A 12,090-nucleotide genomic window follows, 5' to 3' on the forward strand; every position below is an offset into this window, starting at 1 on the left:
GAGCCCCATCCCATGAACCAGGACATCCTGATCAACTGGTCTCCGCAGGAGACGCGCGTGGCCGTGGTGGAGCAGGGTGCCGTGCAGGAGGTCCACATCGAGCGCACGCTGGAGCGCGGGCTGGTGGGCAACATCTACCTGGGCAAGGTCTCGCGCGTGTTGCCGGGCATGCAGTCGGCCTTTCTGGACATCGGCCTGGACCGCGCGGCCTTCCTGCACGTGGCCGATCTGATGCCCAACATCCAGGCCAAGCACGCGGCTCCGCGCACGAGCGGGCCGGCTCCTGCAGAGCCTGCTTCGCCACCGGCGGGCTCGGCTGAGGCGCCGGTCGTCCCACCGGTCACCGCGCCCAAGGTGCTGGCGCCCAACCCGGTGCTGCCCATCGAGAAGCAGATCTTCGAGGGCCAGGCGCTCATGGTGCAGGTGCTCAAGGACCCGATCGGCACCAAAGGCGCGCGGCTCACGGCGCAGATCAGCATCGCGGGCCGGCTGCTGGTGTTCCTGCCGCAGGACAATCACATCGGCGTGTCGCAGAAGATCCCGCCCGCGCAGCGCGAGGCCTTGCGCCAGCGACTGCTGGCCCTCACCGCCACCAGCGACGGCAGCCCCTCGGGCGGCTTCATCCTGCGCACCAACGCCGAGGACGCCGACGACGAGGAACTGGCCGACGACGTGGCCTACCTGCGCAAGACCTGGCTGCGCATCAAGGAAGCCGCGTTGCGCCAGCCGCCGGCCTCGCTGCTGCACGAGGACCTGAACCTCATGCAGCGCGTGCTGCGCGACCTCTCGGGCGCGGGCACGCAGTCCATCCGCATCGACTCGCGCGAGCAGCACGGCCTGCTCACGGGCTTCGCGAACGAGTTCATGCCCGACACCGTGGCCAAGCTGCAGCACTACAGCGGCGAGCGGCCCATCTTCGACCTGTTCAACGTGGACGAGGAGATCGTGCGCGCGCTGGGCCGGCGGGTGGAACTCAAGTCGGGTGGCTACCTGGTCATCGACCAGACCGAGGCCCTGACCACGGTGGACGTCAACACCGGCGGTTTCGTCGGTGCGCGCAACTTCGACGACACGGTGTTCCGCACCAACCTCGAGGCGGCGCAGGCCATCGCGCGTCAACTGCGCCTGCGCAACCTGGGCGGCATCGTCATCGTGGATTTCATCGACATGACGCGCGAGGACCACCGCGAGTCGGTGCTGGCCGAATTCCGCAAGCAACTCGCGCGCGACCGGGTCAAGACCATGATCGGCGGGTTTTCGCAGCTCGGCCTGGTGGAGATGACGCGCAAGCGAACGCGCGAATCCCTGGCGCACATGCTCAGCGAGGCCTGCGAGGCCTGTGGCGGCAAGGGCCACGTGAAGACCGCGCGCAGCGTGTGCTACGACATCCTGCGCGAGATCCTGCGCGAGGCGCGCGCCTTCAACCCGCGCGAGTTCCGCGTGGTCGCGTCGCCCAAGGTGGTGGAGCTGTTCCTGGACGAGGAGCGCGCGCACCTGGCCGGGCTGTCGGAGTTCATCGGCAAGCCGATCTCGCTGCAGAGCGAGAACTCGATGACGCAGGAGCAGTACGACATCGTGTTGATGTGACCACCCCCGCCGCGCTGCGCGCGGCCCCCTCAAGGGGGCGATGCCGACGGACCGGCGGAGCCGGATCCGTGGCATCTCTGGACTCAGGCCACGCGCGCCGGCGGCCCCTCGCGCACCGGGCCCACCTGCGACTCGATGTCGTGCTGCAACTGCTGTCTCAGTCCGAGCAGGAACCCCAGTTCAGCCACCACGAACAGCGGGCCGATGATCAGACCCATCAGGTCGTCCACGAAGGCGGGCTTGCGGCCCTCGTAAAAGTGGCCGATGAACTGGATCACCCAGCCCACGACGAACAGGCCGATGCCCACGGTGAGCCACACGGCGGTGGACTGCGCCGCCACCGCCTGCGCGAACCACAGCGACAGCGCCATCAGCGCCGCCATGACCACGCCCAGGCGCAGGTCCAGCTTGAGGTAGTACAGCACCGTGAGTACCGTGACCACCGTGGCCGGTGACAGCGCGATGGCGCCCCACTGCGCGAACGCTGGCCGCGCCAGCAGCACGGCCACGGCCAGCACGATCATGGGGATGCCGACGAAGTGGGTGAGGATGTTGCGGCGGTCTCGGTGGTAGGCCGCGTACTGGGTGAGCTGTTCGGTGAGGTTGCGCATGGCGTGTCTCCGATGCCGGGTGGCTTGCTCCGCCCTTGTACACCCGTGCGCCGCCGCGCTCAATCCGGTGTGTCCTGGGGCGCTGTCGCCTGCGCGTCCTCGCCCGCCGAGCCCAGCCCCTGCGCATGCAGCCGCGCGTAAACGCCGTCGGACGCCAGCAACTGCGCGTGCGATCCCTGCTCGGCGATGCGGCCTTCGGCAAGCACGATCACGCGGTCGGCGTGTTCGATGGTGGAGAGCCGGTGCGCGATGACCAGGGTGGTGCGGCCCCGCATGAGCCGCGCCAGCGCGTCCTGCACCAGCCGCTCGGATTCGTTGTCCAGCGCCGAGGTGGCTTCGTCCAGGATGAGGATGGGCGCGTCCTTGTAGATGGCGCGCGCGATGGCCAGGCGCTGACGCTGGCCGCCCGAGAGTTCGGTGGCGTTGTGGCCCACGTTGGTGTGCATGCCCTGCGGCAGTCGCTCCAGCAGATCGCCCAGGTTGGCCGACAGCAGGGCGGCGCGCACGCGCTCGCCGTCGATGTCGGCGTCGGCCGCGCCCAGGGCCACGTTGGCGGCCAGGCTGTCGTTGAGCATCACCACGTCCTGGCTCACCAGGGCGAACTGGCGGCGCAGGGCGGCCAGGTCCCACGCGGGCAGGGGCACGCCATCGAGCGACACCGTGCCGCGTTCGACCTCCACGAAGCGGGGCAGCAGGTTGATGAGCGTGGTCTTGCCCGAGCCCGAGGGGCCGACGAATGCCACGACCTCGCCGGGGCGGATGTCCAGGTCGACGCCGCGCAAGGCCAGGCCGGCGTCCTCGCCGGCGCTCGCCGACTCCGCCTTGGGCGGGTAGCGCACCCACACGCCGCGCAGCTCGATCGCTCCCTGCACGCGCTCGGCCACGTGAGTGCCGCCGGCCTGCTCGGGCGTTTGCTCGATGAGCTCGATGCCGCGCTCCAGCGCCGCCAGGCCGCGCGTGATGGGCGAGGCGATCTCGGCCAGGTGCCGGATCGGGGCGATGAGCATCAGCATGGCGGTGACGAAGGCCACGAAGTTGCCCACGGTGACGCCGGTGGTGCTGCTCTGCCACAGGGCCACGGCGATGACGGCCGACAGCGCGGCCGAGGCCAGCAGCTGGGTGAAGGGCGTCATGGCCGCCATGGCGATGGTGCTCTTGAGGGCGAGGCGGCGCAGCGCCACGCTGAGGTGGTCGAAGCGCTCGGCCTGGCGCTGCTGCGCGCCGTGCAGGCGCACCACGCGGTGCGCCAGGGCGTTTTCCTCCACCACGTAGGCGAGCTCGTCGGTGGCCTGCTGGCTGGCGCGCGTCAGGCGGTACAGGCGCTTGGAGAGCACCCGCATGATCCAGGCCAGCCCCGGGAACACCGCGATCACGATCAGCGTGAGCTTCCAGTTCAGGTAGAGCAGGTAGCCCATGAGCGCCAGCAGTGTGAGGCTGTCGCGCGCCAGCGTCAGGAAGGACGAGACCAGCATCTGCGAGCCGGTCTGCACCTCGTACACCAGCGTGTTGGACAGCTTGCTTGCGCTCTGGTGCGAGAACAGCGAGAGCTGCGCCGCGTTGAGCTTGGCGAACATGGCGCGGCGCAGGTTGAGCATGCCCGTGTTGGCCGTGTACGAGAGCGCGTACTGCGCCACGAAGGACGCCATGCCGCGCACCCCGAACAGGCCCATGAAGGCCACGGGCACCATCCACAGCGGAATGCGCCCGTCGTTGAAGCCCTCGTCGAGCAGGGTCTTGAGCAGGGCGGGAATGAGCGGCTCGGTCAGCGCGCCAATGACGGTGGCGAGCGCGGCGAAGACGATGCCGGTCCTGGCGTCACGGAAATAGGGCCAGACGCGCAGCAGCCGCTGGCGCAGCGGGCCGGAGGGTGGGGCGGTGGTCGGGTCGGTGGGGTTCAAGTCGGGTGTTCGAAACGGGCGCCGTGGGTGAAAGGCCGGGGAACCATTCGGCGCGGGCGCGGTCCAGCAGGCCGCGAGGGCACACATCTTGTCACGGCTTGCCTGCGGACGTCCGTTATTATCGGCCGCTACTTCCAAGGGCACCGGGCCACGCGCCCCGCGCTGCCCGCCATCCCAACACCATGCACCAACCGCCCCGACTCCATCCCTCGACCGGGATGCCGCGCCGGCATGCCCTGGGTCTCCTCTCTGCTTCCGCCCTGCTGGGCTGGCCCGTTTCCAGCGCCCTGGCGCAGTTCCGGGTCGAGGTCACGGGTGTGGGCCTCACGCGCTTTCCCTTCTCCGCCGTCAGCTTCCGTGGCAATGAGGCCGCGAGCGAGAACATCGCCGCCATCGTGCGCGCCGACCTGGAACGCTCGGGCCAGTTCGTCGCCGTGCCGCCCTTGAGCGGTGCGCTCGACGAAACCTCGCGCCCCGACCTCGCCCCCTGGCGCGAGCGCGGCGCCGACTCCCTGCTCACCGGCAGCGTCACCCGCCTGGCCGACGGCCGCTTCGACGTGCGCTTCCGCCTCTGGGACGTGGTGCGCGCGCAGGACCTGGGCGGCCTGAGCTACCCGGTGGGCGCCACCGACCTGCGCCTGGCGGCCCACAAGATCGCCGACTACATCTACGAAAAGCTCACCGGCGAGAAGGGCGTGTTCTCCACCCGCATCGCCTACGTCACCAAGGCCGGCACACGCCACAGCCTCTGGGTGGCCGACGCCGACGGCGAGAACGCGCGCGCCGCGCTCACCAGCCCCGAGCCCATCATCTCGCCGAGCTGGGCGCCCGGTGGCGGGCAACTGGCCTACGTGTCCTTCGAGTCGCGCAAGCCCGTCATCTACGCGCACGAGGTGGCCTCGGGCAAGCGCCGTCTGCTGGCCAACTTCCGCGGCTCCAACAGCGCGCCGGCCTGGTCGCCCGACGGCCGCTCGGTCGTGGCCACGCTGTCCCTCTCGGGCAATGCACAGCTCTACACCATGGACGCCAACGGCGGGGAGCCGCGCCGCCTGACGCAAAGCGCCAGCATCGACACCGAGCCCGTCTTCAGCGCCGACGGCAAGCAGATCTACTTCGTGAGCGACCGCGGCGGCTCGCCGCAGATCTACCGCATGTCCCCACAGGGCGGCAATGCGCAGCGGGTCACCTTCACGGGCAACTACAACATCTCGCCCTCGGTCAGCCCCGACGGGCGCTGGCTTGCCTTCATCTCGCGCGTGAACGGTGCCTTCCGTCTGCACGTGATGGAACTGTCCACCGGCACCGTGACCGCCCTCACCGAGACCAGCGGCGACGAGAGCCCCAGCTTCGCGCCCAACAGCCGCATGATCATCTACGCCACCCGCGACAAGGGTGGCGACGCGCTCATGACCACCACCGTGGACGGCCGCATCAAGACCCGCCTGGCGGGTGCGCAGGGCGATATCCGCGAGCCCGAATGGGGCCCGTTCCTGCGCTGACCGGCACGCGATTTGCCACCCGTTTCGGTTTTCGTTTTCTTTCTCCATCAACAACACCTCTCAGGAATCGCCATGTTCCCAACCTCCGCTCTCCGTCGCACCAGCGGCCTGCTTGCCGCCCTGATCGCCGCCGCCGTGCTCGCGGCCTGCGGCTCCAACGTCCGCCTCGATGAGCCCCCGGTCGAAGACCGCACCGGCACCGCCGCCGGCGCCGGCGCGGGCGGGCAGGGCAGTGGCGTGGACCAGCGCGGCGTGGCCGGCGTGCAGGTGCCGGGCTCGGGCAGCACCCAGCCCACGCAGATGCAGCGCATCGTCTACTTCGACTACGACAGCTTCGAGGTCAAGCCCGAGGCCACGCAACTGCTCGAGGCCAACGCCCGCTACCTCAACGCCAACCGCAACGTGCGCGTGGCCCTGGAAGGCCACACCGATGAACGCGGCGGCCGCGAGTACAACCTGGCGCTGGGCCAGAAGCGCGCCGAGGCCGTGCGCCGCGCGATGTCGCTGCTGGGCGTGCCCGACAGCCAGATGGAAGCCGTGAGCTTCGGCGAAGAGAAGCCCGCGCAGACCGGCGCCGACGAGTCCGCCTGGGCCAAGAACCGCCGCGTCGAACTGACCTACCGTTGAGCCGCAGCATGAGCTTTGCGCGCTGGAATTCCACGCTCGCCGCCGGCGTTCTGGCGCTGGGCGGCCTGTGGGCGCCCTCGGCCCATGCCCTGTTCGGCGACGACGAGGCGCGCAAGGCCATCGTCGACCTGCGCCAGCAGGTCGAAGCCGGCCGCCAGGCGTCCGAGGCCGCGGCCGCGCAGCAGCGCGAAAGCGACGCCTCGATCAAGCGCAGCATGCTCGAGCTGGCCAACCAGATCGAGCAACTGCGCGGAGAGATCGCCCGCATGCGCGGCCAGAACGAGCAACTCGCGCGCGAGGTGGCCGACCTGCAGCGCGCCCAGAAGGACGTGCAGGCCGGCATCGACGAGCGCCTGCGCCAGGTCGAACCGGTGAAGGTCGAGCTCGACGGCCGCAGCTTCACCGCGCAACCGGCCGAGAAGGCCGAGTTCGACGCCGCCATGGCCACGCTGCGCAAGTCCGACTTCGTGGGCGCCACGGCCGCCTTCAATGGCTTCCTGCGCCGCTACCCCACCAGCGGCTACACCCCCGTGGCGCTGTACTGGCTGGGCAACGCGCAGTACGCGGCGCGCGCCTACAAGGACGCCGTGGATTCGCACCAGCGCCTGGTGCGCGAATTCCCCGACCATCCCCGCACCCCCGAGGCCATGCTGGCCCTGGCCAACAGCCAGGTCGAGCTCAAGGACACCAGGGGCGCGCGCAAGACGCTCGAGGATCTGGTCAAACAGCACCCGCAGAGCGAAGCCGCCGGCGCGGCCAAGGAGCGCATCGCGAGATTGAAGTGACACCCCCGCCGCGCTTCGCGCGACCCCCTCAAGGGGGCGACACCTGCGGCCCGGCAAAGCCGGTTCCGCGGTGTCTCCGGGTTCAACCCTCGCCTGCGGAGAGCTTCATGGCCGCCCCTACAATCGCGGCCCTATGGATGACCTCGCCGCCCTTCAATCCCTGAACCAGACCGTGCTGTGGGCCGCCTTCGCGGTGGCCGCGGTCTTCGGTTTCATCGCCCAGCGCACCCATTTCTGCACCATGGGAGCGATCAGCGACATCGTCAACATGGGCGACTGGACCCGCATGCGCATGTGGGTCATGGCGGTGGGCGTGGCGGCCATCGGCTTCTACGGCATGGGCTGGCTGGGCTGGATCGACACCAGCCAATCCCTCTACACCGGCAGCCGCTTCATCTGGCTCTCCGCGCTGGTCGGCGGCACCCTGTTCGGCTTCGGCATGGTGCTGGCCTCGGGCTGCGGCAGCAAGACGCTGGTGCGCATCGGAGCGGGCAGCCTCAAGTCGCTCGTGGTGTTTTTCGTGATGGGCCTGGCCGCGTTCATGACGCTGCGCGGCATCTTCGGCGTGGTGCGCGTGAACACCGTGGACCGCGTCAGCGTGGAACTGCCGTCGGGCTCGGCCCTGCCCACCTGGGTGGCCAACGCGCTCGGCATGGAGCCCGGGCTGGCGGGCCTGCTCTGTGCGCTGGTCATCGGTATCGCGCTCATTGCCTGGTGTCTGAGCAGCGCCGACTTTCGCACCGGCAACAACCTGTTCGCGGGCATCGGCATCGGTCTCACCATCGTCGGCATGTGGTGGGTCAGCGGCCACCTGGGCTTCGTGCCCGAGCACCCCGAAACGCTGGAGCCGGTCTACGTCGGCAGCAACAGCGGGCGCATGGAGGCCCTGACCTTCACCGCGCCCATGGCCTTCGTGCTCGATTGGCTGATCTATTTCAGCGACACCACCAAGGTGCTGACCTTCGGCGTGGTCACGGTCTTCGGCGTGGTGGCGGGCTCGTTCGTCTGCGCCCTCATCGAGCGCAGCTTCCGCTGGGAAGGCTTTCGCGACACCAGCGACACGGCGCTGCACCTGGTGGGCGGCGCGCTCATGGGCGTGGGTGGCGTCACCGCGCTGGGCTGCACCGTGGGGCAAGGTTTGTCGGGCCTGTCCACACTGAGCCTGCTGAGTGCCATCGCCGTCGCGGGCATCGTGGGCGGCGCGGTGCTGGGCTTCAGGTTCCAGATGTGGCTGCTGGAGCGCGCGGGGTGAACATGGGCGGCACGCTCGACGCCGAGCGCTTCGAGCGCCGCTTCGGTGGCCTGCGGCGGCTGTACGGCGTGCAAGGCGCGCAGCGCATCTTCGATGCGCATCTGGTGGTGGTGGGGCTGGGCGGCGTGGGTTCGTGGGCGGCCGAGGCGCTGGCGCGCAGCGGCGTGCGCCGCCTCACCTTGATCGACCTCGACCACGTCGCCGAATCCAACATCAATCGGCAGGTGCACGCGCAGGACAGCACGCTGGGCCAGGCCAAGGCCGAGGCCCTGCGTGATCGCATCCTGGGTTTTCATCCCGACATCGAACTCGATCTGGTGGACGACTTCGTGTCACCGGAGAACTGGCCCGGCCTGCTGCAGGGTCAGCGCCCCGATGGGCTCATCGACGCCTGCGACCAGGTGCGCGCCAAGACGGCGATGGCCGCCTGGGCGAAGGCCGAGCGCGTGCCCTTCGTGAGCGTGGGCGCGGCGGGCGGCAAGCGCCGCGGCGAGGCGGTGCAACTGGCCGATCTCGCGGACGTCACGCACGACCCCTTGCTCGCGCAACTGCGCTACCGTCTGCGCAAGCACCATGGCGGCGCGCGGCAGGGCCGCATGGGCACCACGTGCGTGTTCAGCCGTGAGGCCGTGGCGCCACCGGACCCGTCGTGCGGCCTCGACGGTGGTGATGGATCGCTGAACTGCCACGGCTTCGGATCGGTCGTCACCGTCACCGCCACCTTCGGTTTGTGCGCCGCGGGTTGGCTGCTCGACACGCTGGCGAACGCATCGCAAGAAAAAAGCGATCGGTCTTCAGAAAGCCATCAAAGGCACGCTATAATCTGAGGCTTCGCAGCAAGCGACAAGCAAGTTGCGGAGACGGTAAGAAAAGTGTGGGACGTTAGCTCAGTTGGTAGAGCAGCGGACTTTTAATCCGTTGGTCGGCAGTTCGAGCCTGCCACGTCCTACCACCAACAGGAAGGCCTTGGTCGCAAGACCAGGGCCTTTTTCTTGTCCGCAATTTTCCGCTCTGTTTGTCCCTGAGAGCTCAGGTGTCGGGAACGACCTGGCCCACGGTCGCGGAGGATTTGGGCTCTTCAGGCGCTTCGGCCTCGGCGGCTTCCACGTCAGCGTGTGGCTTGTGTCGGGCGATCGCCTGCATCAGGTCCTGCGCCATGCCCTGCAAGAGCTTGATGTCGCGCTCGCTCAATCGTTTCGGTTCGGTGTCGAGCAGGCACAAGGAGCCGATCGCGCCGCCACGCTTCATGCGCAGCGGTGCACCCGCATAAAAGCGCAGGCCCGCGGCGCGCAGGTCCGGATTGGCGGCGAAGCGGGGGTCCTTCGCGATGTCGGGCACGAGCAGCACCTCGTCGCGAGCCACCACATGGCCGCACAGGGCGCGTTCACGCGGCCGTTCAAAGGCCTTGCCGCTGTCGATCACCACGTCCTGACCCTCCACGGAGCTGCGCAGCGCGCCGTGAAACCCCAACACGCGCAACTCGCTCTCGGTGACCACCGTGACCATGGCCGCGGACACGTCGAAGATCGACGACGCGCGCTGCGCGGTGCGCTCGAACAGCTCGCTCAGCGCCGGCTCGTCGAGTGTGCCCAGCGCACGCAACTGCCGCACGCGCTGCGCATCGTGGGGCGGTTCGGGTGCCTTCTCCCACTCGGTGGCGGTGGCGCCCAGGCTTTCTTGCGCGCGCAGGACGGCTTCGACGAGGGAGTCGGCCACGGCGTCGGCACCCAGCGTCTCCGCCAGCGCCGGATCGGCGAGCGCCTTGTCGTCGACGTTCCAGGCGCAGACGACGATGCGGGCCTGCGGCCAGCGCCGCTGGACGCGGCGGCAGGCGCGCCTTGCCGTGCGCCAGGGCTCGGGCGCAAACAGGGACAGACAGACCGTGCGCGGCGCGGGCCCGCTGATGTCGGCCAGCGATTCCGCGCTGCTGGCCAGGGCCGTGTCCGCGCGTGCGGGTGTGCCCTCCAGCGCCAGGGAATGGGCCAGCATGCGCGCGGCCAGGGTGTCGACCTCCCACTTGGCGCCCAGGCACAGCACGGTGGGCGTGGCCTGGTGCGCCGGTGGTGTCGGCTCGTGGAGCTCGTCCAGCAGTGCTTCCATGCCGGTGATGAGGCGCAGCCGGTGTTCCGAGGTCGACACCGTCTGGTAGTCGGCCACCGTGCGGCGCAGCACGGGCAGGGCGCAGTCCTGGTAGAAGGCCGGCGGCGAGTCGGCCTCTTGCGCCAGTTCGAGGCCCAGCTCCACGGCTTCGTCAACGTCGCCGCTCAGCAGGCGCTGGTACAGGCGAGTGGGCGCGTCCAGCGCGGGCGCGCTTCCCAGCAGGATGTTGAAGAACTGCAGCGCGGGCAGGTGTCGTCCGATGACCAGGAGGCAGACCGTCAAGGGCGTGGACATCACCAGCCCCACCGGCCCCCACAGCGCGGTCCAGAAGGTGGCGGCCACGATGAGCGAGATGGCCGACAGGCCGGTGCTCGTGCCATAGAGCCAGGGCTCGACGATGTTGTTGCTGATGAGTTCCAGCAGCACGATGAGGGCCAGCGTCCACAGCACCGTGGACCAGCCGGGGTCGACGGCGAAGGCCAGGGCCAGCGGGAACACCGCCGAGACCATCGGGCCGACGTAGGGCACGTAACGCATCACCGCCGCCACGGCGCCCCAGAGGAACGCGCCCGGTACGCCCAGTAGCCAGAGCCCGAGGGCCATCGGGATGCCATAGCTCAGGTTGACCCACAACTGGACGATGAGGTAGCTCGAGATGCGCTCGCCCGCTTCGTCCATGGCGTCGGTGGCGCGGTGCAGATTGCCGCCCACGAGCCGTATGAGGCGGTCGCGCAGATCGAGGCGGTCGAGCAGGATCAGGAAGGTGAAGACCAGCACGATGCCCGCCGTGAGCAGGGGGCTGGCGACGCGCTCGAGGCCTTCCAGGGCACGGTCCAGCGGTGAGCGGCTTTCTCCCAGGATCTCGACTTGCTGCACCCGGGAGGCACCGGAGGGTTTGGCGGTGGCCTCGGCCGCGATGTTGCTGGCCTCGCGCTGCACCAGCGTGACGGTGCGTGTGATCCCGTCGAACATGCCCGGTGCGCGCACCGCCTGGCGCAGGTCGACCAGCTTGCGCTTGATGGTCTGCTGGTAGGTGGGCAGCTCGGCGCTGAGTTCGCGCACTTCACTCGCCATGAAGGCGAAGGAGCCGCCGATCAGCGCCAGCGCGAGCGTCACCACGGTGATGACGGACAGCAGGTGCGGCAGGCCCCAACGGCGCAGACGCGTCACCAGCGGACCGAGCACGAATCCCAGCAGGATGGCCAGGGCGAGCGGGATCAGGATCTCGCGGCCAAGGTACAGGCCCGCCAGCACCAGCGCCACGAGCAGCGCGCCCGCGGCGATGTGCACGATCTTGGCGGCGGCGAGCGTGTCGGTTTCCGCCTGCGGCGGCGGCACGGCCACGCGGTCGGCGGGGCGCTTCTGCTCGGGGGCGTGGGTCAGGGGCATGTGCGGGTGTCTCCCTTCCCGGCCGGGCGGACGTCCGCCCCTGCGGGAAGCGTCGCCGGTTACTTCTTCCCCTTGAACATTCCCCAGATCACCAGGAGCACGATCGCGCCGATGACGGAGGCGATGAAGCCGGCCGCCTGGCCCGGTGCGTAGAAGCCGAGCGCCGCGCCCAGGTAGGTGGCGACGAAAGCGCCCGCGATGCCGAGCACGGCCGTCATGATCCAGCCCATGCTGTCGTCGCCGGGCTTGAGCATGCGGGCCACGAAGCCGGCGATGAGACCGATGAGGATGGTGCCGAGAATGGACATCATGGTGGGAGCCTCCTGTGGGGGTTGGAACGGG

10 protein-coding genes and 1 tRNA gene are annotated in these 12,090 nt (G+C 69.4%); 7 read left to right on the forward strand and 4 right to left on the reverse strand.

Going from position 1 to position 12,090, the window contains the following annotated elements:
* The first annotated feature begins 12 nt into the window (after positions 1-12).
* A complete protein-coding gene (locus tag GTO19_RS08850; protein ID WP_291020706.1) occupies positions 13-1,587 on the forward strand; it encodes an Rne/Rng family ribonuclease in 1,575 nt (524 codons plus the stop codon).
* Between the two features lie 83 nt (positions 1,588-1,670).
* Here GTO19_RS08850 and GTO19_RS08855 read toward each other — a convergent pair whose 3' ends face one another.
* Together GTO19_RS08855 and msbA are read right to left on the reverse strand one after the other, a co-directional pair.
* Positions 1,671-2,198, reverse strand: a complete 528-nt coding sequence (locus GTO19_RS08855) for a DUF962 domain-containing protein (protein WP_291020708.1) — start codon at positions 2,196-2,198, stop codon at positions 1,671-1,673.
* Between the two features lie 59 nt (positions 2,199-2,257).
* Positions 2,258-4,042 (reverse strand): lipid A export permease/ATP-binding protein MsbA, encoded by a 1,785-nt coding sequence (gene msbA, locus GTO19_RS08860; protein WP_291020844.1) that lies wholly within the window; start codon positions 4,040-4,042, stop codon positions 2,258-2,260.
* 272 nt (positions 4,043-4,314) lie between these two features.
* Here msbA and tolB point away from each other — a divergent pair, with 272 nt between their 5' ends.
* The 6 genes from tolB (at position 4,315) to GTO19_RS08890 (ending at position 9,211) form a co-directional block, all read left to right on the forward strand.
* Positions 4,315-5,595 (forward strand): Tol-Pal system beta propeller repeat protein TolB, encoded by a 1,281-nt coding sequence (tolB, locus tag GTO19_RS08865; RefSeq protein WP_291020845.1) that lies wholly within the window; start codon positions 4,315-4,317, stop codon positions 5,593-5,595.
* Positions 5,596-5,667: 72 nt separating this feature from the next.
* Positions 5,668-6,222, forward strand: coding sequence for a peptidoglycan-associated lipoprotein Pal (gene pal / locus GTO19_RS08870; RefSeq protein ID WP_291020710.1), 555 nt, complete (start codon positions 5,668-5,670; stop codon positions 6,220-6,222).
* Positions 6,223-6,230: 8 nt separating this feature from the next.
* Positions 6,231-7,007 carry a tol-pal system protein YbgF gene (ybgF, locus tag GTO19_RS08875; protein ID WP_291020712.1) on the forward strand — a complete coding sequence of 259 codons (777 nt, stop codon included), beginning with the start codon at positions 6,231-6,233 and terminating at the stop codon, positions 7,005-7,007.
* A gap of 133 nt (positions 7,008-7,140) precedes the next feature.
* Positions 7,141-8,259, forward strand: a complete 1,119-nt coding sequence (locus GTO19_RS08880) for a YeeE/YedE family protein (protein ID WP_291020714.1) — start codon at positions 7,141-7,143, stop codon at positions 8,257-8,259.
* 2 nt (positions 8,260-8,261) lie between these two features.
* On the forward strand, positions 8,262-9,086 hold the full coding sequence (locus tag GTO19_RS08885) for a tRNA threonylcarbamoyladenosine dehydratase (RefSeq protein WP_291020716.1): 825 nt from the start codon (positions 8,262-8,264) through the stop codon (positions 9,084-9,086).
* A gap of 49 nt (positions 9,087-9,135) precedes the next feature.
* Positions 9,136-9,211: transfer RNA gene (locus GTO19_RS08890), tRNA-Lys, on the forward strand.
* A gap of 77 nt (positions 9,212-9,288) precedes the next feature.
* Here GTO19_RS08890 and GTO19_RS08895 read toward each other — a convergent pair.
* Positions 9,289-11,748 carry an AI-2E family transporter gene (locus tag GTO19_RS08895; protein WP_291020718.1) on the reverse strand — a complete coding sequence of 820 codons (2,460 nt, stop codon included), beginning with the start codon at positions 11,746-11,748 and terminating at the stop codon, positions 9,289-9,291.
* A 59-nt stretch (positions 11,749-11,807) separates the two neighbouring features.
* Positions 11,808-12,059 (reverse strand): GlsB/YeaQ/YmgE family stress response membrane protein, encoded by a 252-nt coding sequence (locus GTO19_RS08900; RefSeq protein ID WP_291020720.1) that lies wholly within the window; start codon positions 12,057-12,059, stop codon positions 11,808-11,810.
* Positions 12,060-12,090: the final 31 nt, after the last annotated feature.

This window comes from Hydrogenophaga sp. (genome assembly GCF_011772445.1).
In the GTDB taxonomy this organism is placed as follows: domain Bacteria; phylum Pseudomonadota; class Gammaproteobacteria; order Burkholderiales; family Burkholderiaceae_C; genus Hydrogenophaga.